The 21,136-nt window shown below is 53.4% G+C and carries 20 protein-coding genes; 13 read left to right on the forward strand and 7 right to left on the reverse strand.

Annotation, left to right across the window (positions count from 1 at the left end; genetic code table 11):
• Window positions 1–95: 95 nt before the first annotated feature.
• Window positions 96–422 (forward strand): hypothetical protein, encoded by a 327-nt coding sequence (locus ACAW75_RS15960; protein ID WP_370729730.1) that lies wholly within the window; start codon window positions 96–98, stop codon window positions 420–422.
• A 102-nt stretch (window positions 423–524) separates the two neighbouring features.
• Here ACAW75_RS15960 and eboC read toward each other — a convergent pair whose 3' ends face one another.
• From eboC to ACAW75_RS15980, 4 genes are all read right to left on the reverse strand, one after another.
• Window positions 525–1,406: a UbiA-like protein EboC gene (eboC, locus tag ACAW75_RS15965; RefSeq protein WP_370729731.1), complete on the reverse strand. Its 882-nt coding sequence runs from the start codon at window positions 1,404–1,406 to the stop codon at window positions 525–527.
• A gap of 101 nt (window positions 1,407–1,507) precedes the next feature.
• Window positions 1,508–2,506, reverse strand: a complete 999-nt coding sequence (locus tag ACAW75_RS15970) for a TatD family hydrolase (RefSeq protein WP_370729732.1) — start codon at window positions 2,504–2,506, stop codon at window positions 1,508–1,510.
• 38 nt (window positions 2,507–2,544) lie between these two features.
• Entirely contained in the window at window positions 2,545–3,276 is a 732-nt protein-coding gene (locus ACAW75_RS15975) for an EboA domain-containing protein (RefSeq protein ID WP_370729733.1), read from the reverse strand.
• Window positions 3,277–3,452: 176 nt separating this feature from the next.
• Entirely contained in the window at window positions 3,453–4,226 is a 774-nt protein-coding gene (locus ACAW75_RS15980) for a DUF4197 domain-containing protein (protein WP_370729734.1), read from the reverse strand.
• A gap of 166 nt (window positions 4,227–4,392) precedes the next feature.
• Here ACAW75_RS15980 and ACAW75_RS15985 point away from each other — a divergent pair, with 166 nt between their 5' ends.
• From ACAW75_RS15985 to argB, 11 genes are all read left to right on the forward strand, one after another.
• Window positions 4,393–5,640, forward strand: a complete 1,248-nt coding sequence (locus ACAW75_RS15985) for a competence/damage-inducible protein A (protein WP_370729735.1) — start codon at window positions 4,393–4,395, stop codon at window positions 5,638–5,640.
• 108 nt (window positions 5,641–5,748) lie between these two features.
• Window positions 5,749–7,131 (forward strand): dihydrolipoamide acetyltransferase family protein, encoded by a 1,383-nt coding sequence (locus ACAW75_RS15990; RefSeq protein ID WP_370729736.1) that lies wholly within the window; start codon window positions 5,749–5,751, stop codon window positions 7,129–7,131.
• Window positions 7,132–7,291: 160 nt separating this feature from the next.
• Window positions 7,292–7,822 carry a 5' nucleotidase, NT5C type gene (locus tag ACAW75_RS15995; protein WP_370729737.1) on the forward strand — a complete coding sequence of 177 codons (531 nt, stop codon included), beginning with the start codon at window positions 7,292–7,294 and terminating at the stop codon, window positions 7,820–7,822.
• 85 nt (window positions 7,823–7,907) lie between these two features.
• Entirely contained in the window at window positions 7,908–9,143 is a 1,236-nt protein-coding gene (gene clpX / locus ACAW75_RS16000) for an ATP-dependent Clp protease ATP-binding subunit ClpX (protein ID WP_370729738.1), read from the forward strand.
• 196 nt (window positions 9,144–9,339) lie between these two features.
• Window positions 9,340–9,939 carry a hypothetical protein gene (locus ACAW75_RS16005; protein WP_370729739.1) on the forward strand — a complete coding sequence of 200 codons (600 nt, stop codon included), beginning with the start codon at window positions 9,340–9,342 and terminating at the stop codon, window positions 9,937–9,939.
• A 41-nt stretch (window positions 9,940–9,980) separates the two neighbouring features.
• Window positions 9,981–10,589: a hypothetical protein gene (locus ACAW75_RS16010; RefSeq protein ID WP_370729740.1), complete on the forward strand. Its 609-nt coding sequence runs from the start codon at window positions 9,981–9,983 to the stop codon at window positions 10,587–10,589.
• A 147-nt stretch (window positions 10,590–10,736) separates the two neighbouring features.
• Window positions 10,737–11,480, forward strand: coding sequence for an alpha/beta fold hydrolase (locus tag ACAW75_RS16015; protein ID WP_370729741.1), 744 nt, complete (start codon window positions 10,737–10,739; stop codon window positions 11,478–11,480).
• Between the two features lie 115 nt (window positions 11,481–11,595).
• Window positions 11,596–12,744 (forward strand): aspartate aminotransferase family protein, encoded by a 1,149-nt coding sequence (locus ACAW75_RS16020; protein ID WP_370729742.1) that lies wholly within the window; start codon window positions 11,596–11,598, stop codon window positions 12,742–12,744.
• A gap of 12 nt (window positions 12,745–12,756) precedes the next feature.
• Window positions 12,757–13,134 carry a GxxExxY protein gene (locus ACAW75_RS16025; RefSeq protein WP_370729743.1) on the forward strand — a complete coding sequence of 126 codons (378 nt, stop codon included), beginning with the start codon at window positions 12,757–12,759 and terminating at the stop codon, window positions 13,132–13,134.
• Window positions 13,135–13,182: 48 nt separating this feature from the next.
• A complete protein-coding gene (locus tag ACAW75_RS16030; RefSeq protein ID WP_370729744.1) occupies window positions 13,183–14,142 on the forward strand; it encodes an N-acetylornithine carbamoyltransferase in 960 nt (319 codons plus the stop codon).
• Between the two features lie 119 nt (window positions 14,143–14,261).
• On the forward strand, window positions 14,262–15,047 hold the full coding sequence (argB, locus tag ACAW75_RS16035; protein ID WP_370729745.1) for an acetylglutamate kinase: 786 nt from the start codon (window positions 14,262–14,264) through the stop codon (window positions 15,045–15,047).
• Window positions 15,048–15,105: 58 nt separating this feature from the next.
• Here argB and ACAW75_RS16040 read toward each other — a convergent pair whose 3' ends face one another.
• Window positions 15,106–16,905 carry an acyl-CoA dehydrogenase gene (locus ACAW75_RS16040; RefSeq protein WP_370729746.1) on the reverse strand — a complete coding sequence of 600 codons (1,800 nt, stop codon included), beginning with the start codon at window positions 16,903–16,905 and terminating at the stop codon, window positions 15,106–15,108.
• A gap of 239 nt (window positions 16,906–17,144) precedes the next feature.
• On the opposite strand from ACAW75_RS16040, the gene ACAW75_RS16045 reads away from it, so the two are divergent.
• Window positions 17,145–17,678, forward strand: a complete 534-nt coding sequence (locus ACAW75_RS16045; protein WP_370729747.1) for a DUF2911 domain-containing protein — start codon at window positions 17,145–17,147, stop codon at window positions 17,676–17,678.
• A 117-nt stretch (window positions 17,679–17,795) separates the two neighbouring features.
• Here ACAW75_RS16045 and ACAW75_RS16050 read toward each other — a convergent pair whose 3' ends face one another.
• Window positions 17,796–18,674 carry a glycosyltransferase family protein gene (locus ACAW75_RS16050; RefSeq protein ID WP_370729748.1) on the reverse strand — a complete coding sequence of 293 codons (879 nt, stop codon included), beginning with the start codon at window positions 18,672–18,674 and terminating at the stop codon, window positions 17,796–17,798.
• 49 nt (window positions 18,675–18,723) lie between these two features.
• Window positions 18,724–21,078 carry a translocation and assembly module lipoprotein TamL gene (gene tamL / locus ACAW75_RS16055; RefSeq protein WP_370729749.1) on the reverse strand — a complete coding sequence of 785 codons (2,355 nt, stop codon included), beginning with the start codon at window positions 21,076–21,078 and terminating at the stop codon, window positions 18,724–18,726.
• Window positions 21,079–21,136 lie beyond the last annotated feature (58 nt).

The following is a 21,136-nucleotide window of genomic DNA, read 5'->3' on the forward strand; positions in this document are numbered from 1 at the left end:
ATGATTACCCATGTTTCGATAATGATTTGTACGCGGCTAAACCATTCAGGCACCGCTCTGTCAAAGGGTTGATTACGTCAAACCAACACATGAACATGAAAACGATAAAATTAGTGGCGGTGGCCCTGCTGCTTTCCGGTTGTGCCTACGCGCAGACACAACCGGGTTCCCCTACGTCTGCGAACTCGCCTGGCCTGCATCAGCGGCATCGAGACATGACACCAGAACAGCGGGCGGCGCTGAAAGCCGACCGGAAGGCCAAGTTTGATAAAATGACGCCCGACGAACGAAAAGCCTTCCGCGAAGCACACCGCGCGCAGCGGCAAGCCAAACTTAACGCACTACCAGCCGATCAGCGGGCAAAAATCGTAGAAAAGCACCGTACCCGACACATGCAGCGGAAGCAGGAGAAGGTGAAGTAGACCTTATCGTATAAAACCCCTCCTGAACTCATTGCTTTCGCCCGATCCTTCACCCCCCTCACTTGGTTGAAGGATCGGGCGAAAGCAATGGCTCACGGTCCGTTACGTAACCGCAAAGGCTTTAGCCAGCCAGATAGAAAACGGAAGCAGGAGCAACGTACCCAGCGCAACGGGCCAGTTGCCGGAAACGCTCACCCAGGCGGCATCCATGACAATCAATGACAGGACGCCTGCTTTAACGGCCCCGCCAATGTTCGGGCCTATCGGGTGCTGAATCGCCTTGTATAAGGGCCGCCCGATCAGAAAGAGGTGAAGGACAACGAAACCTGCTGTAAGCAGTAACGTTTGTGCCCGGACTGCCATTACCAGCTGTGCTGAACTCACCAGCAGATAAAAAGCCGCTGCTGCGTAGAGCGTGCGCCGTTTACCGCCATGCACTTCATCGCGACTGATCATGGTAATGGCCGCGATGTAGATAACGGGTACCAGGGCCAGCCACCATAAGGCCCGAACAGCCCCACTGCCTGCTGCGCCAACGCCAAGCAACAGATTAACCCCCCGGCAAAGCCCCATGTTAATTGGTCCAAACCACGACAGGTGCTTGCCATAACGGTCATAGAAAACGGCTAATCCAGCAATAAGGGCCGCCAGCCAGCCTGTGTGTGCGCTATACCCGAAGGCCAGCGCAATGCCCAGAGTGAGGAGCATTATGCCTAGCGCCGAGGCTTGAAACAGGGTAACCCGGCCGCTGGGGATAGCGCGTTCGGGGCGTTCAACCGCATCGAGTTCAGCATCGAACACATCATTCAATACGACTCCGCCGCCATAAAGCCCGATCGTTGCCAGCACCAGCAGCCAGACAGGCTGCCCCGATGCCAGTAACGATTCGCTGACCGCCAGCACCGTCAGCGACAGGCCTGCCAGTACATCGGCTACCGCCGTGACCAGGTTAGCCGGCCGCATCAATTGCAAATATGATTTCATGACTAAAAACAGCTACGTCAAAAGCCAGCCCGAGTGAACGAATGGCTACTACCGACAACTGATGCGGGTAGTCACTCGTTCACTCGGGCTGGCTTTTCCGCTTAGTTGATCAGGACCGAATTTTTATCGAACCTCGGTTGCTGACCACCCCGCAGAATGGTGTTTCCGTTGAATTTCTGGCTTTGATCAATGGCCACACCGTCGGCAAAATCGGCGGTATTGATTTGGCCACTCTGCGCAAAAGCATCGATGGCGTTCTGATAGGTGACCTGCCGGATGTGCTCGAGCGGTATGCCACGCATGACCATCAGGGCCGCCGTTTTTGGCACGGCCAGCGGATCACTGATGCCCCAGTCTGCCGCCGAATTGACCATGATTCGCTCTGGTCCATACTGCCGTACCACCTCAACCATTCGTTCGTTGCCCATCTTCGTAAACGGATAGATCGTGAAAGCTGCCCAGAAGCCTTTGTCGAGTACCGACTTCACCGTTTCTTCATTATTATGATCCACGATAACCATCTTCGGGTCCAGGCCGTGTTCAAGGGCAATGGCCATGCTGCGCTCGGTGCCTTCTTTTTTGTTCCGGTGCGGCGTATGGATCTGGACCGGAAGGCCACTCTCTTTGGCCAACTCCAGCTGCGCCCGGTAAAAGCGATCTTCGGCGGCGGTCTGATCGTCGAACCCGATCTCACCAATGCCGACCACGCCTTCTTTGTACACAAAGAGCGGCAACAGGTCCATCACCTCTTCGGCAAGAGGTACGTTGTTGGCCTCCCGCGAATTCAGGCCAATGGTACAATAGTGTTTGATGCCGAATTGCGACGACCGGAACCGTTCCCAGCCTACGAGACTACTGTAATAATCTTTGAAGGTAGCAAGGCCTGTTCGGGGCTGGCCGAGCCAGAACGCGGGTTCGATCAGGGCAACAATGCCGGCATCGGCCATCGCCTGGTAATCGTCGGTGGTGCGGGAGGTCATGTGGATATGCGGGTCGAAAAAACGCATTCCCTGGATGTATGATGGATAATCGAAGGGCGTTTCGGCTACCGGGGCGGCGGCTGGCGTAACGGCTTCTTCTTCGGCGTGAGAAGGATTCATGGATACGGGGTTGATGGCTAATAAGTCATGCACAACGGTTATTGCACACTATCTAATAACGCTTTTGCGGGCTCGTAGGTGGTTTCCTCACAAACCTGACGGGCGGCGAGCCGGTCCCGTTCGTCGGCCGACTGCGCTAGCTTTTTTACGTCGGCAAGCAGCGTTTCGTTCATGAACGGCGGAACCAACTGCCACACCTCGGCTGGTACCGTTCGGCCGGCCGCCCATCGTTCGTGCGCAAAATTAGAGAGATCGTTTGCCAGCGTCTGGTTCGCGCGCTGGGTAAGCCCCGTGATGCGGGTAATGGGCTTGTCGTTGAAGATACATTTCAGCACCAGTTGATTCCAGGCCGGTTCGGGGAAATAGGTGGCTGGGTACGTGTTACCGAACGCAATGGCATCGAAGACCGGACCCATGTTGGACCGGACGGCTTCGGTGGCCTGAAAGAGCCAGCGTTCGGGGTAGGCGAGCAGGGGAAGCGCCGAATAAAGGGACACCAGCTCCTGTAGCTCGGCCGTATCGAATAAGGTTTGAATCGCTTTTACATAGTCAGCTTCCGGTTCAGGGGCAATGGACGTCAGCAGCAACACCCGCGCCAGTTGGTCCATTGTCCAGTCGGGCCTGCCGGGTACGTGCCGCCGGTGTACGAAACGGGGCGCCGCCACAAAAGCAGACAGCCTGGCGGAGGTAGGCATGGCTAGCTTCGTTGCCAACCACTGCTGTTCGGCCTCAGTGGCTGTTTCACTAAAAATAGCTTGTAGGGTCATCATCGCGCAAAAGACATAATGAGCGTAGTAACAAAAAAAGTAGCCGTGTTAGGTACGTTACTGATTATTGTCAATATCGTTTTATAAGTGGACGTTTTTCACCGCAAAGGCGCAACGGGGAGTACAAAGAACACAAATTGCGGTCTTTGCGCTCCCCGTTGCGCCTTTGCGGTGAAAAACTAGTTACTCCCGAATACCCGCTTCAGGATATCGGTGACGCGGGCGACGGGATCTTCACGGATACGTTTCTCTTCCTGCGCAACCAGAATGAACAACCCGTCGACAGCCTTATTCGTGGCGTATTCGGTTAGGTTGGCATTCACGGGCTTCACCAGCGGAATCCGGTTATAGGTCGAGGCTAATGAAGTATAATATTTAGTGGCGTTATTCTTTTTCAGCGTGCTGTCAATGATCGGGGTAAACTCATTGACCAGTTGTTGGCCAGTTGTCCGCCGGAGGTACTGGGTGGCGGCATCCTGCCCACCCCGTAAAATGCCCACCGCATCCTGAATGCTCATCTGCGTGATGGCCTTAAAAAACACGGGCTTGGCTTTCTTGGCGGCATCTTCGGCAGAGCGGTTCAGGGCCAGTACAAACTGATCGACCTGGTTGCCAAATCCCAGCTGGCGTAGCCGCGATTCAACGCGCTGCGCTTCGGGCGGAAAAAGTATTTTGATCAGGTTGTTTTTATTGTAGCCATCCAGTGCCGACGCCTGCGTTGCGCCTTTGTCGATGCCGACCCGTAGTGCCTCTTTCAAGCCGGTGGCAATATCTGCCGATGTCAGCGAGCCGCCTGAGGCTGCTGGTTGCACCACCTTCTCCAAAAAACCACCCAACTTGCCAAGCGGACTGTTTGAACGGGGATTAGCAGACTTGCTGGTAGTATCCTGAGCCTGAGCGGCCCCGGTAACCAGGAGGGAGAGGCCCAGGGCCCACGCACGAATTGGTTTCATCTCAATAGGTTGTTTTACGTACTTTTGACAGTGGTACATGAAAAATGTAAAGTGCAGACCACAAAATTTCTGCTCCTGCCCAACACGGCGGTAAAGGGGCAGGTTTATGTTATACTATAATACCGAACACGGAACTCCGTCGTTCATGTTAGCTTAACCATTATCTATGCCAACTACCATCAGGGCCGAAGTGATTACCATTGGTGACGAAATTTTGTTCGGCCAGATCGTTGATACCAATACCCAGTGGATAAGCACTGAATTAACCAGTATCGGCATCCGACCCATTCGGAAAACGTCTGTTGGCGACGAAGCCAGCGTTATTCTGGCCGCCTTAGCCGAAGCTGCCGCCCGCGCCGATGTGGTGATCATTACCGGCGGACTTGGGCCAACGAAAGACGATATCACAAAAAAGACACTCTGCGATTTCTTCGGTGTGGGCATGGTCCGCAATCAGACAGCGCTGACCTTTGTAACCGGTTTCTTCGAGAAACGAGGGCGCGAAATGACGGATCTGAACCGAATGCAGGCCGACTTGCCCGAAAACGCCGAGTACATTCAGAACGACTGGGGAACGGCCCCTGGTATGTGGTTCGATGAACAGGGAACCGTCTTTATCTCCCTGCCGGGTGTGCCCTTTGAGATGAAAAACCTGATGACGCACCGGATGCTGCCAAAGCTGAAAGAGCGCTTCGTGATGCCGGTAATTCGGCATAAGATTATTCGGACTGTTGCCATTGGTGAGTCATTCCTGGCCGAACGGATCGAAGCCTGGGAAGACGCCCTGCCGCCGCATATTCGACTGGCGTATCTGCCTGGTTTTGGCGGCGTGAAGCTCCGGCTGACCGCGACCGGCACGGATAATGAACAGCTTGGCCGGGAGCTCGATGAGCAGGTTGCCCGCGTGCTACCCCTGGTTGAGAAGAACGTGTATGGTTATGACGACGATGAAATCGAAGCCGTCGTGATTCGGCTTTTAAAGGATAAAAACCTGATGCTGGGTGTGGCCGAAAGCTGCACGGGGGGCCAGGTTGCGGCCACGCTGACGAAGGTGCCAGGCGTATCGTCGGTCTTTGCCGGTGGCGTGGTCAGCTACAGCAATGAAGTGAAAATTATTGCGCTGGGCGTGAATCCTGAAACGCTCGGGCAGTTTGGCGCCGTAAGTGAACAGACAGTCAGCGAAATGGCCGAGGGCGTCAGGATCATGCTCGGCACCGACGTTGGCATCGCTACCAGCGGTATTGCCGGCCCCGATGGCGGAACGCCCGATAAACCCGTTGGCACTATCTGGATCGCGGTAGCGACTGATCATGGTACGATAACGAAACTGCTACGGCTGGGCCAGTACCGCGAGCAGAACATCACGCTCACGACAACGTACCTGCTAAATCTTCTACGTGAACAATTAATGTAAGTTTCGGGTCTCAGGTTCCAGGTGTCAAGTGACGTTGCTGATAACCAGAAGGTGAAAAAGCGGAGTAGCCTGAAACCTGAGACCCGAAACTGGAAACCTGACTCAAGGATGGCTCTCATCGACATGGTTATGCCCAAAATGGGCGAAAGTATAATGGAATGTACGGTTATTACCTGGCTGAAACAGGTAGGCGACCGTATTGAGGTAGATGAATCGGTGCTGGAAGTGGCTACTGATAAAGTGGATACGGAAGTACCCGCCTCGGCCACTGGCGTTTTGAAAGAACGGCTCGTCAACGACGGCGATGTAGTACCCATCGGCCAGGTCATTGCCCGCATCGAAGTGGCGCAGGGCGCAGGTGCGTCGGGTAGCGAGTCAACAGATCCGGCCCCGCTGGCTTCCCTGGAAGAGGTAGGCGTTGATGCCGCCGCGGCCAATGATGTAGAAGAAGCCGATGTCAGACAGTCTGCTTCGGACCTGGAAGCCAGCATCGGTTCGATGAGCACCAAACCCGGACTGGTACCCGCCTCGACCGGAACGCCGTTTGAGGGGCGATTTTATTCACCGCTGGTCTTGAATATTGCCCGTGAAGAAGGGATTTCCCGCGCCGAGCTCGATACCATTCCCGGCAGTGGCTCCGATAACCGGGTCACGAAAAAAGATATGCTGGCCTACGTGCTCGATCGGGCCGAAGCGCAGCGGGCCGGGGGTGTAGGGCAAGAAGTAGCCAAACCCACGCCCCAGGCTCCACGCCCTACGGCCCCAGCCCCTGGCCTCAACGGTTCGGCAGATATTATTCAGATGGACCGGATGCGGAAGATGATTGCCCAGCGGATGGTTGAATCGAAGCAGATTTCGCCCCACGTTTCGTCGTTCGTCGAAGCCGACATGACCGCGATTGTGCAGTGGCGGACGGCCAACAAAGAGGCTTTCAAGAAGCAAACCGGCGAGAACCTGACCTACACGCCAATCCTGATTGATGCGATCGTAAAAGCCATTCGCGATTTTCCGATGATCAACGTTTCCGTTGAGGGCGATTCTATTCTGGTGAAGCGGAACATCAACATCGGCATGGCCGTGGCGCTGCCAACGGGCAACCTCATTGTCCCGGTTATTCACGATGCTGCCCAGTATAACCTGATCGGGTTGACCAAGAAGGTGAATGACCTGACAAAACGGGCCCGCGAGAATAAACTGACAGCCGACGACCTGGCGGGCGGGACCTACACGATCTCGAACATAGGTACGTTCGGCAACCTGATGGGCACGCCAATCATCGTGCAGCCACAGGTGGCGATCATGGCGTTTGGCGCGATCGTGAAAAAGCCCGCAGTGATAGAAACCCCTCAGGGCGATCTGCTTGGTATCCGTCAACTCATGTTTTTGAGCCATTCTTACGACCACCGGGTAGTGGATGGGGCGCTGGGTGGGCAGTTTGTCCGCCGCGTAGCTGACTACTTCGAAGCCTGGAACGAGCCTGATGTGTTGTGATACATAGTTCGCGGATCGAGAGGATCTAAACCGATTGACACGGATTAACTGGATGTACCCATCTATCCGCTTACAGCCAATAAGCTGTGTCAATCCCTTTTGATCCGCATAATCCGCGTGCTCATAAAAAATTTGCGTACCCGACTACCAACTATCAAGCATGAAAAAACGCATTTGTATTGATCAGGACGATGTGCTGGCCAATACCCACGCCAAACTGATCCAGCTTTATCTGGCTTCTGGCGCACCACGCTATGAACTGGCGGAGCTTCAGGAAAAAGCGTTTCAGGAGATTCTGGACGAGAACGAGCGGAAATCGATCCACGAACAAATCTTCGAGCCCGGTTTCTTTGCCGATATTGAGGTGATGCCTGGCGCCCAGGAGGCTATCGTTGCGCTACAGGAAAAGTACGACGTATTTGTGGCTACAGCGGCCATGGAGTTCCCCAACTCGTTCCGGGAAAAATATGACTGGCTGGCGCGGTATTTCCCGACCATTCACTGGAAAAACATTATCTTTCTAGGAGACAAAAGCATCCTCGGCGCAGAGTATCTCATCGACGATATGCCGTATAACCTGCATACCTTCAGCGGAAAGGGCCTATTATTCGATGCACTGCATAACCGTGACGAAACGGCTTTTGAGCGGATGATGAACTGGACCGACGTGACAAATCTGCTCTTGGATTAAGCCTTTTTAACGAGCGGTCCAACATAGGTCCTATACAACTCGTTGCATTTACACACAGACAACCAATACGTAACGCCTACGCGCTATGCCACAAATAAGTTGTTCATTTTGCGGACGCCGTAAGAATGAAGTCCAATTATTGCTCTCGGGCATTGACGCCCATATTTGTAACCATTGTATCGAGCAAGGATTCGAGGTGGTTGTTGAAGAAACCCGTCCGAAGAAGAACCAGAGCGTGGAGCCGCCAAAGCTCAACCTGATCAAGCCGCTGGAAATGAAGCGGTTTCTGGATCAGTACATCATTGGGCAGGATGAAGCCAAAAAAGTGCTCTCGGTAGCGGTCTACAACCACTACAAGCGGCTGATGCAACCGAGCTCGGCCGACGAGATCACGATTGAAAAGTCGAATATTCTGATGGTGGGCGAAACCGGAACGGGTAAGACGTACCTGGCCCGCACGATCGCCAAAATGCTTGATGTGCCTTTCTGCATTGCCGATGCCACCGTTATCACCGAAGCTGGGTACGTTGGCGAAGACGTTGAAACGGTGCTGACCCGCCTGCTACAGGCCGCCGACTACAAGATCGAACAGGCCGAGATGGGTATCGTATACATCGATGAGATCGACAAAATCGCCCGTAAATCGGATAACCCGTCAATTACCCGGGATGTAAGTGGAGAAGGCGTACAGCAGGGCCTGCTCAAACTGCTCGAAGGGTCGTCGGTGAATGTGCCACCCCATGGAGGCCGCAAACACCCGGATCAGCGCCTGATTTCGATCAACACGGAAAATATTTTATTTATCTGCGGCGGCGCATTCGACGGTATCGAACGGCACATTGCCAAACGGGTTACGTCGCGGCCAATCGGATTTACCGACGAACGGAGGCTACACGCCAGTACAGACCGGAGCCACCTGATGCGGTATGTGTCGGCACAGGATCTGAAATCGTTTGGTCTCATTCCGGAACTGTTGGGTCGGCTTCCAGTGCTGACCCACCTGGAAGCCCTCGACCGGGAAGCGTTGTTGCGCATACTGACAGAACCCAAAAACGCGATCACCAAGCAGTATGACAAGCTATTTGCTATGGATGATATCGCCATTCGCTGGGACGATTCTGCCCTGAATTATATCGTAGACCAGGCACTTGTCTTCAACCTGGGCGCGCGCGGCCTCCGGTCGATCTGCGAATCAATTATTACCGATGCCATGTTCGAGATGCCATCGCAGGAGGGGAATAAAGAACTGACCATTACGCACGAATATGCTTCTGAGAAGTTCAGCCGAACCGCCGCCTTTGAACTGCGTAAGGCCGCCTGAGTAATCAACCGCATAAAAAGGAAGTTGGCCAAAGTCGCGCTGCCATCGATCTGAACGGGTCGGTGCAGTGCGACTTTGGCTTTTGTTTCTTCTGGACAGTCGTTCGTTGGGTCCATTCCGTCAGTTGTTCGCAACATTCATCATAGGTTCGTGTTAGGAGGCAGATAGCTTATTTCTCACTTTATACACGAACGTTATGTACACGTCGACAAAACACACATTCATTGCACTGGCCGTTACGGCTTTCCTTGGTTCTTGCAGCCGTCCGGTCGCTACATTTCAACCATCAAAAGCAGAACGCTTCTATTCGGCACAAACGCCGGCTACGCCGGTAGTCACTGAAGAAGTAGCCACAGCAGAGCCGGTAACCGCTGCTCCCGCGCTAGCAGAAGCAACACCTGCGCCAGTGGCACCTGCCGCTACAATCAACGAGGCGCTGACCAAAGCTGAAGCCTATGCGTCAACGAAAGCACGCCCTGCCGATGCGCGTAAACTGGAGCGGCGGATCACCAAAATCCGTGAGGTGCTGGCCACTACCCCACAGCAGGCGGTAGAAACAAAAGCGGCCACACAAAAAACAAGCCTTGTGCAGCGCATGATGTTGAAGAGCATGGACAAGAAAATTCAGAAGCACCTGGCTCCTGAGCAACCCATGCGCAGCAGCACGCTGACGGCCGGTCTGGTGATCGGTCTGATCGGTCTTCTGCTCCTGCTGCTGACAACCGGCACGGCGGCCACCATTGGTCTTATTGCCTTGGTTGTTGGTATCGTTCTAGTTATTTTGGGTCTTCTTTAATAGCCATTCACGTTAATAACTACCAAGGTTTACGTACACGTATGAAACAGTTCATTCACTCTCTGACTCTTTCGCTGGCCGGTGCCGCCCTTTTAACGGCTTGTAGCCGCCCCGTTGCCACATTCCAGAAATCGCAGCCTGAGCGTTTTTATTCGCAGCAAAAAGCGACCGAACCAGCCCTTGTAGCCGATGACGCCGCGCCTGTCATTGCCGACGTCTCGACCACAGCCGCTGCCGAAGTGGCTGCTGTTTCGCCGCCAGTAACTGCGCAGACAAAGCAAGCATCAGATGCACTGGTAAGCCTGAAAGCAGCCAATTCAACAGATCGCCGGTTGACGAAACGGATCGAAAAGGCAGAGAGAATGCTGGCTCAGGTAAACCTGACGTCCGTAGCTCAACCAGTAGCGACTACGAAGAAGGCTAGCTTTATGGAGCGGACCATGCTGAAAAGCATCGATAAGAAGATCAAAAAGCATATGGCTCCCAAGGAGACAACGGCTATGACCGGGTACGTTCGCCTGGGTGCTATTATCGGTTTGATTGGTTTGTTGCTGCTGTTGATCGGCAACGGCGTTGGTGCCACCATTGGCCTCATCGCCCTGATCGCAGGGCTTGTGCTCATACTCCTTGGTGTGATTAACCAGGCATAGGGCAGCACCGATGTATACAGCTGGTGGGGAATGATCTGCCGGCGCATCTACCTGTCTATTTCCTAACCGGGCGGCTTGTGTATGGGTATTCCCAACACAAGTCGCCCGGTTGTTGTTTATGGCGGAAACACCTCAACCAATTGACCAATGAACAAACGTCCAACCCTTGTCTTTCTACATGGTCATCCACTTAGCCCGATGATCTGGGATTTCCTGGCTTCAGCATTAGCTGACGATTACGCCATTGTTAAACCCGACTTTTCCCGGCTAACGGAGCATGATACCGTTGAGGCCTATGCAGACGAATTGCACAGCCAGCTTAGCTCGTCCGACATGGGCCCCTGCGTGCTGATCGGCCATTCGATGGGCGGTTATATTGCGCTGGCTACCGCCGAAAAATACCCTGACCGGGTGAAGGGTATTGTGCTGTTCAACTCCACAGCCTATGCGGATGCCGATACCGACCAGCAACGTCAGAAGCGGGAAGAGGCAAAGAAAACGCTGGAAACAGAGCAAGGGCATGTATTTGTCGAGAAAAGCATTCCTGCTATGTTCGCCGACGAACACCGCGAGCCGCTGAGGGATACGATTCAGCAGGTGGTCGATGCGCACAAGAATTTACCCAACAAAGCAATGCTCTCGGGCTTGCAGGCCATACGTACCCGGCCCGACCGCACAGCCATGTTACAAAAGGCAACGTTTCCCGTGCTGATCATCGCTGGCCGCCATGATAAGGCGATTCCCATTGACCGGTCCGAGGCCTTACACCAGCAGCTACCAACGGCCATGTATGTCGTTCTGGCGCATTCGGGCCACCTGGGTATGATGGAGGAACCGGAGCAGTCGCTACTGACCATCAAGCCGTTTCTGGAGAAAATTCAACTGGACTGATTGATGACCGGACTAGTCTTTTTACGAAAAGTGGCCTCCTAATTGGAGGCTTTTTTTGTGCTTATCCCCCCTCAAAATCCGTATTTTTGCCGACTTATCACCAAAGCACGTTCGTATGTCACAGCTATTTAACGTCTACCCACTCTACGATATCGAGCCCGTCCGGGCGCAGGGCAGCTACTTATGGGATGCCAATGGCACACGGTACCTCGATCTGTACGGCGGTCATGCCGTTATTTCAGTCGGCCATACGCATCCCAGGTACGTTCAGGCGCTGACTGACCAGCTTCATACCATTTCGTTCTATTCTAATTCGGTCCATATTCCGCAGCAGCAGGAACTGGCCGATAAGCTGGGCGAGCTGTCTGGTCATACCGACTATTCGTTGTTTCTCTGTAACTCAGGGGCCGAGGCGAATGAAAATGCGCTTAAGCTGGCTTCGTTCCATACGGGCCGGAAAGGGGTAGTGGCCTTCACTAAATCATTTCACGGGCGAACAGCCGGTGCCGTAGCTGCCACTGATAACCCCGCTATTGTGGCCCCGGTTAACTCAACGGAGCATGTAACGTTTCTGCCGTTCAACGGAATCGAAGGGCTGGAAGCCGGGATTACAACCCACACCTGTGCTGTCATTGTGGAAGGAATTCAGGGGGTTGGGGGTATCCAGGTGGCCACCGACGAGTTTCTGCGGGCGCTTCGTACCCGTTGCGATGAAACAGGGGCGGTACTTATTCTCGACGGTGTGCAATGCGGATATGGCCGGACAGGACAGTTTTTCTCCCATCAATACAGTGGCATCCGCGCCGATATTATCTCCATGGCGAAAGGCATGGGCAACGGTTTTCCCATTGGCGGCATCCTGATCGCTCCTGAGTTTAAAGCCAGTTATGGCCTGTTGGGTACCACATTCGGTGGCAATCACCTGGCCTGCACCGCTGGCATTGCCGTTCTCGACATCATGCGGGAAGAAGGGCTGATCGAGAACGCTGCCCGTATGGGAACGTACCTGATGGATGGAATTCGCCAGATCGGTGGGTATAAAGACCTGCGTGGCCGTGGCCTGATGATCGGGATTGAGTATGATTTCCCGGTCGAAAACCTACGCCATAACCTGCTGTTTGGGCATAAACAGTTCACGGGCGTAGCTGGTAAACACACCATTCGACTGCTCCCCTCGCTAGCCCTCGGCACCGACGAAGCCGACCAGTTCCTGGAAGCACTCAACGAAGAGGTTCACCGCGAAGACGCAAAGGTATTACGCTAAGGGCGCTAAGAAATGGACGAAAACGATATTGCTCGTTTAGCTTTTCAGTGTGCACTAACAGTCCATCGACGCCTGGGACCTGGTTTGTTTGAATCAACCTATGAGGAATGTTTAGCTTATGAACTAGATAAAGCAGGTCTGTTTTTTGAACGTCAGAAAGTGGTTCCGCTTATCTATGATGATATCAAGCTGGAGCTTGGGTATCGCCTGGATTTCCTGGTAGAACACCGCGTCATCCTTGAATTAAAAGCAGTTGAATCTCTGACAGACACTCACCTTGCGCAGATGATAACGTACCTGCGACTAACTGACTGTAGACTAGGACTGCTGATTAACTTTAACGTTGCCCTCCTGAAAAGAGGGGTGCGTCGAGTTGTCAATAACTTATAAAAATTCGCGCCCTTAGCGTAATTCTTTGCGACTTTGCGGTAGTAAACTATGCACCAATTCATCTCACTAGCCGACGTCACGGATCTTGACGCGCTTATACAGTCTGGCCGCGACGCCAAAGCCAATCCCTTCGCCGATGAACAGCTTGGCCATCATAAAACCATTGGGCTGCTGTTTTTCAATTCAAGTTTACGTACCCGGCTGAGCACCGAAAAGGCGGCTCGTAACCTCGGGCTGAACGTGATGACCCTGAATGTAGGGGCCGATAGCTGGGGGCTGGAAATGGAAGATGGGGTATTCATGAATGCTGATAAAGCCGAACACGTTCGGGAAGCTGCTGCCGTGATGGGGCGTTACTGCGACATCCTGGCTGTTCGGGCCTTTGCCGGTTTAACCGACCGGGAAGCCGATTATAAAGAACAGGTCATGACCCAGTTTGCCAGATACGCTGGTGTGCCGATCGTTAACCTGGAGTCGGCCACGCGGCACCCACTGCAATCGCTGGCCGACTGTATCACGATCGAAGAAGCGAAAACGAAGCCTCGCCCGAAGGTCGTGCTGACCTGGCTGCCGCACATCAAGCCATTGCCTCAGGCAGTGGCCAATTCGTTCTGTGAATGGATGAACCCCCGTGCCGCTGCCGGCCATATCGATTTCGTGGTGACACACCCTAAAGGCTATGAACTGGCCCCCGAATTTGTCGGGAATGCGCCGGTCATCTACGATCAGGAAGAAGCCTTTGCCGGTGCCGACTTCATCTACGGCAAAAACTGGTCATCGTATACCCACTACGGACAGATGCTGACTGCTGACCCGTCGTGGGCTGTAACGATGGAAAAGATGCAGCTCACTGCTAACGGTAAATTCATGCACTGTCTGCCCGTGCGCCGCAACCTTAAAGTCGCCGACGAAGTGCTGGATAGTCCGCAATCACTGGTGATTGAGCAGGCGGCCAATCGGGAATGGTCGGCCCAGGCGGTTTTGAGGGAAATACTGCTGGGACTTTAATTTTTCCAACACAGAGAAACAGAGGATTCACAGAGACAACAGAGTTTGTTGGGAGTTAAAGGTAAATTCTGTTTACTCTGTGAATCCTCTGTTTCTCTGTGTTCAAAAAAGAATAAAAAATGAACGCTGTAACCATACTGAAAATCGGCGGCAACGTAATAGACAACTCTGCGGCACTCACTCGTTTTCTGACCTCTTTTTCAACGCTTCCTGGCGATAAAGTGCTGGTGCACGGCGGCGGCAAGATTGCCACACAGGTGGCCGAAAAACTGGACGTACCCACTACAATGGTGGAGGGACGGCGCATTACCGACCAGCCGATGCTCGATGTGGTGATGATGGTCTATGGCGGGCTGGTCAACAAGCAGATTGTGGCCCAGCTACAGGTGCTCGGCATCAACGCGCTGGGCCTTACGGGGGCCGATGCCGGTCTGGTAAAGGCAACGAAACGGCCCGTAGCCGCGATCGACTACGGGTTTGTAGGCGATATCCAGGAAATCGACTCCGGTCGATTACAGTCATTCACCAGCCAGGGCCTGGTGCCCGTTTTTGCCCCGCTTTCGTTCGACCCTGTGCTAGGTACGTTGCTGAACACCAACGCCGATACCATGGCGCAGGCATTGGCCGTGGACATGGTTCGCCATAACGAGGTGACACTAGTGTACTGCTTTGAGAAAAAAGGAGTGCTCGCAAACCCCGACGATGATAACAGCGTGATCAGCCAGTTGACGTCGGCCGTCTATGCTGAACACAAAGCGGCGGGTACCATCAATACAGGCATGATCCCCAAACTGGATAATGCCTTCGCTGCACTCGATGCCGGTGTGAAACGCGTGATCATCTGCCACGCCGATGAAGTTGGACTGGCGTTGGCCGGCACTGCGGGGACTGTAGTTTTAAAATAGTCTACTGTCTTCTGTTGTTCCGCTGATTAGCAGCGCAACAGAAGACAGTAAACAGAGCTTACAGCGCCAGCTCTTTGGCACTAACGATCGTTAGTACCTCAGTGTCTTTGAGCCGGGCGGCAAGGCCGAGGGTTTTGGGGACTTCGTAATGGAAGAAAAACTTCATGGTGTGCAGTTTACCTTCGTAAAAAGCCAGCTCGTCGCCCTGAGGGCTCTGCGTGAGTATGGCTTGTTTGGCGACAATACTTTGCTTCAGCCACTGCCAGGCAATGACCACAATACCCATCTGCTCCAAAAATAGGGTGGCGTCGCTCAGATACCGTTCGTAGTCACCCGCTCCGGCATGCGGCATGAGCGCCTGAAACACCTCCTGAATTCGGACTAATTCGGCTTTCATCAGGCCGGCATATGGTTTCAGTTCGTCATGGGTGGCGGCGTCGGCAATGGTTTTGCCAATCTCCTGCATCAGCAACTGAGCCGCTTTCCCCCCTTTCATCGTCATCTTCCGACCCAGTAGATCCTGCGCCTGAATGCCCGTCGTGCCCTCATAAATGGGCGTGATGCGAATATCGCGGTAAAGCTGCTCAACGGGGAAGTCTTCCGTGAAGCCGTACCCGCCAAATGTCTGCACGCTCTGGCTGACCGACTGTACACCCATTTCGGAGGGGTACGTCTTGGCCATCGGCATCAGGATTTCGAGCAGCAGGTGCGCCTGTTCCTTTTCCTCGCCCTCTGCCGAATGAGCAATATCAAACAGCCGGGCCGACTCGAGAAGCAGCGAAAGCGAACCTTCCGTTACGGCCTTCTGGAACAAGAGCATCCGCCGCACGTCGGGGTGGTTGATGATGGGCGTCTGTGGCGTGTCCAGGGCATTTTTTTCGTTTAGCCGACGGCTTTGTGGCCGCTCACGGGCGTATTGGAGCGCCGCATAGTAGGCCGCCGTGGCAATGCCCGCCGCTGTCATACCCACCCCGATACGGGCTTCGTTCATCATCTGGAACATGTAGGGCAAGCCCTGGTGTGGTTCGCCAACGAGGTAACCCACACAGTCGTCGCGCTCGCCCATCGTCAGGTGCATGGCCGGTACGCCCCGTTGCCCAAGTTTATGGTACACTCCCGTAGACGTGACGTCATTGTCGGCCGGGCCGTTGGCGGTAGCGCGGTATTTGGGGACCACGAACAACGAAATGCCTTTGGTGCCTTTGGGAGCGCCATCGATCCGGGCCAGCATCAGGTGAATAATGTTTTCGGCTGCATCGTGGTCACCCGCCGAGATAAACACCTTTTGGCCTTTGATCTTGTAGGTTCCATCGGGTTGTGGGGTGGCGGAAGTCATCACGTCGGATAGCGATGAACCAGCCTGTGGCTCGGTAAGGGCCATGGTGCCCTGCCATTTGCCCGACAGCATATTGGGCACGTATTCGTCAGACAGGTCGTCGGTGCCAAAGGTGGCAATGAGATTCGCGGCACCAGCCGTCAGCCCGACGTACATCATGCCGTTGTTGGCGGCCATCAGAATGAAGCCAATGCTCGAATTGATAAGTTCAGGTAGCTGTTGCCCGCCTTTTTCGAACGAAAATCCCGCGCCGATCAGCCCTGCGTCGCCCATCGCCATGATGAAATCTTTGATGCGGGGGTGGACCGTTACCTGACCATTTTTTAGCTCGGGCTGATTACGGTCGACCTCACGGACAAACGGATACATGAGTGTGTCGGCGATCTGGGTGGCTGAATCTATTGCCATATCGAACGTACCCCGGTCGTGCGCCGAAAAGAAAGGGTACTTCGTCAGTTCCTCGGCACGAAATACTTCATGGAGCAGGAACTGTACATTACGTTTGCTGAAATAGACAGACATAAAAAAGAGTTTACAGTGTTCAGTTGGCTGTTTTCAGTTGCTTCGCTTTCAGTAAGCTACGTCTCGCAGCACAACAGAAAACGGAAAACAGCCAACTGAAAACAGATGTAGTATGCATGCATACTGTTAGGTAAAAGTAAGAAAAAGTAGGATTCGTGGGGAGTAATCGTCCAAAACCATATTGGTACGGATCTTGTTTACGTTTTACTGTGAACTCACTAACCAAATTCATTACAATCATGAAACAGACCGTTTCGCTATTCATGACACTCCTGCTGGCGCTGACCGTCACGATGGGCTTTGCTCAGAACGCCAAAAGCCCACACATAACGGCCGAGAGTCCGGATAAGAATATTAAGATCGAGTACGGCCAGCCTTCCATGCGAGGCCGGGTTTTGTTTGCCCAGGAAGGTGTTACATCGCTCGAAAAGTACGGTAAGCCCTGGCGGACAGGGGCTGATGCGGCCACCGAGATCACCTTCAAAAATGACGTGATGTTTGGTGGAAAAATGGTAAAGGCGGGTAAATACACGCTGGTGACCATACCAAATGAAAAAGAATGGTCGGTGATCCTGAACACCGTGCTGGGGCAATGGGGCGCTTATGACTACGATAAGCACGTAGATAAGAACATACTGGAAGTGAAAGCGCCGGTCGTAACCAACAAAACACCGGTAGAAAAGCTGACCATTACGCCAACGAACAAAAGCCTGTCGATTGCCTGGGGAGCCACAACCATCACGGTGCCGGTGATGAACCACGGCATGAACTAACCAGCAACATACCTGCATACAAAAATCCCCGGCCATGATTGACCGGGGATTTTTGTATTTATTGACCTGAATATGTCACCTTCTGCCTAGGGCAGAAGGTGAAAACAGCGATTTTGCCTATCTCCTTAGGTGGTAGTTTTTGTACTCACCGATGCGCCAGCCTGTTATTTTCTCGATTGCCGTTAAGATGTGTACACGGGGCGAATAACGACGTTTACGAGTGTCGAATGTAAATGACAGATTGGTTGCGCTAATACGGGGGAGCATGACGGCTGGGTGAGTGCCTGAGAACTCGGCCAGGGAGTCGATGTGCTGTTCATAGCTGAACTGTCTGGCCTGATCGGCAACACGCTGCATGGCTTCTTCACTATGCCAGAAACGGTAGAAGTAGCCGAATTTTGCCCGTTGCAGCTCAATCGGTTTCACCCATCCGTAGTGATAGATGTAGGCATCGATTAGCTTCACCTGCAGCTTAGTGTTGTCTTTCTTTCGGAACCCCTGTGCGTCTCTGTATGAAGCCACATGGCCGGTGTGCCGAATGACACGGATCTCACGTCGGTACCATCGGCGAGAATCACCAACGTACCTGAACGAACCGTAAAAATGCGTATACTTGAAAAGAAGCCCTTCCACCGATAGGTCATTCAGGTTTTCCTGCATAGCCGCTTTCACCGTATCGAGGTACTGTTCGTGCAACACTTCATCGCCCTGAATATAAAAAGCCCAATCGGTATCAGCAGAAACAGCGGCAAGTGCTTTGTCTGTTTCTTCGGCTAATACCCGGCCTCCTTCCCGCAAGTCATCATTCCAGACAGTGTGGACGATACGAATTTTTGGGGAACCAATGCCTTCGATCAGGCCAATGGTATTATCGGTTGACCTGCCAACAGCTACAACAAATTCGTCGCAAAGTGGCAACACTGACTGAATGGCTTCCAGAATAGGATATCCGTACCTTTCCGCATTTCGAATAATCGTAAACCCACTAACTTTCATGACCGGTGGTTATACTTAATGCAATTGCTTACACAAGTATACTCACAAATCAGAATGGATAGCCGACGGCGATGTTCAATAATAGATTTTCTCGCCGCCAGTCACGGCTACCAAAATTAATTTGATTCAGCACCCAGCGCTGTCCCTCAGGTAGATACGGTTTTTGAAAGGGCGTGGCCAGATCAGCCCGGATCAGGAAATACGACAAATCGATGCGCAGGCCGATACCGCCCCCAATCGCTAATTGCTTCAGGAAGTCTTTGTTAAACTGCGACCCCGGGCCATAAACGGTTTCATCGGTGTAGGACCAGACGTTACCCGCATCAATGAAAGCAGCCAGTTGGAAAATAGACCCCAGTTTAGCCCGTAATTCTGTATTGGCTTCGAGCTTTACGTCGCCACCACCATCCTGGAAAAGCACCGTGCCACCCGTATTTGAATAAATACCAGGCCCAACAGCACGGGGACGAAAAGCACGTACGCTGTTGGCCCCCCCCACGAAATATTGCCTGACAAAAGGCATTTCGTTGATATTACCGTAGGGGATACCCACACCACCAAAGAATCGGTTCGCCCAAACCAGTGATTTAGTAAGTTGAAAATAATGCCGTGTATCCAGGTCGACCCGGACGAACTGAGCAAAGGGAACATCAAAAATTGATTTGTAACCCAGGCTATCCGTTTTGACTAACAGCCCGGCGAGGTTACCCGATGGTTCAATATTCAGCGTCCAACGGTTGCTGTATTTACGGGCTGAATTCGGTAACGACGTGATATTGAGCGTATAAATGGTACTGAGAATAAGTTGATCCTGAATCAGTCGGACAAACGGGCCTGATGTTTCGGGGTTACTCAGGGCGTCGTAGAATTTAGGGCCGAAGTTGAAGCTATGAACGTAGTTGACGTTGAAGAGTGAAATGGAATGCTCTACCCGATTGCTGGTGCGGAAGGCATAACCAAACGACGCCCGAACAGAACTCAGGTTATAGAGTGAATCGCGCTGTAATAATTCATACCCTACACTGATATTCGTTTTGGGTAAGATCTGCCGTCGATCATATCGGATGGGAAAGGGCGACACCAGCCGGGGAAAACTCAGCGTAGCATCGGTACCGTATCGATAGTTCGTTACGCCCCGCCCGGCCGCGCCCACCTGCAGATCAATACCGGCCGTGGCGTTAACGGTCAGCTGCTCGGCCCGCCCAAGAAAGTTGCGCCCGATAAAACTGAGTGTCAGCAACGTACCTGCGAGGTTATTCGAGCGAGAGTTTCCCGACAGTTCGAGCCGGACTGATTTGCGGGGGAGGGGCGTCAGGTAATAGTTGACGTCGAACAGGGCCGAATCGCGCCCGTAGCGGCCAACCGGTTCAAAGCGGTTACGCACGTATTTGAACGTACCCAGATTCACCAGTCGTGACAGCGACAAATCCTGCGCCCGGCTGTTGTACCGTCTGCCCGGACGAAGGCTAATCACGTCATTGAACAACTGCGGTTTAAATACCCGTGCCGAATCGACAATGTAAAAACGCCGTAACGATAGTCCTGTGTCGGCCGGGTTGGTCACCGGCGGCTGATAAGCCTCGGTCAGGTTGGTGTCCCGGCGGGCCGTGCGTAGCGTGTAGTTGGGGTAGATATAGACGTTCCGAATAAAGTACGGAACCTTGGCCGCTGCCGGAATATCGGGCTTTATGGCCACGTAGAAGCGCACTTTGTGATTTCCGGCGGCTGTATCGGTCAGCATAGCCACGTACTCGGGCAGAAAATAGTAAAAGCCGCGTTGTTTCAGAGCATCGGCAATGCGTTGCTTTTCTGTGTTGATGACGTCGAGCACAAAGGGATCACCGGCCTTCAGCAGCGATCGGGGCGAGGCGTTGAACATCGCTTTGGCAACCAGGGTCGAATCGCCAATAAACGATACCGAGTCGATCAGGTAACGCTGCGGCACCTGGGCCGTGTAGCGGGCTTTGGTCTGGTAGCTATTCACATCAACAAATTCACCCGCTACCTGCGACCGGAAGTACCCCTCATTCTCCAGCACATTGGTCATCAACTCGCTGTTGGCCGTCAGGCCGCGGGCGCTGGCCAGCACGGGGGCTTCACCGAAGCGCCGCCGCAACCCTGCCCGAAAGCCTTTTTCTTTTTTAGGCTCACCAATAAAGTAATACAGCCCCACTTTATAGGGAAAACCAAACAGCCGTTTGTTGGGACGAGGCCGGGCCAGCGCGGTCAACTGATCGGTCAGGCGGCTCTTCTCCGCTTTCGAGATAGTCGAATCGGTGTTCAATACAAAGTCAGCACCAACGTAAAGCTTCTCGCCAGCAGGCAGGTGTTTGGCTACGTTGCAGCTATAGAGCAGTAGGCAGGTCAGTAAGGCGACAAGCCAGTATGGTTGAGTTCTTTTCATTAATCAATGGGTACTACTTATTGGCAGTTTAGCGTATTGCCGCGAAGGGCCTTGCGTC

It is taken from the genome of Fibrella arboris (genome assembly GCF_041321095.1).
Taxonomy (GTDB): domain Bacteria; phylum Bacteroidota; class Bacteroidia; order Cytophagales; family Spirosomataceae; genus Fibrella; species Fibrella arboris.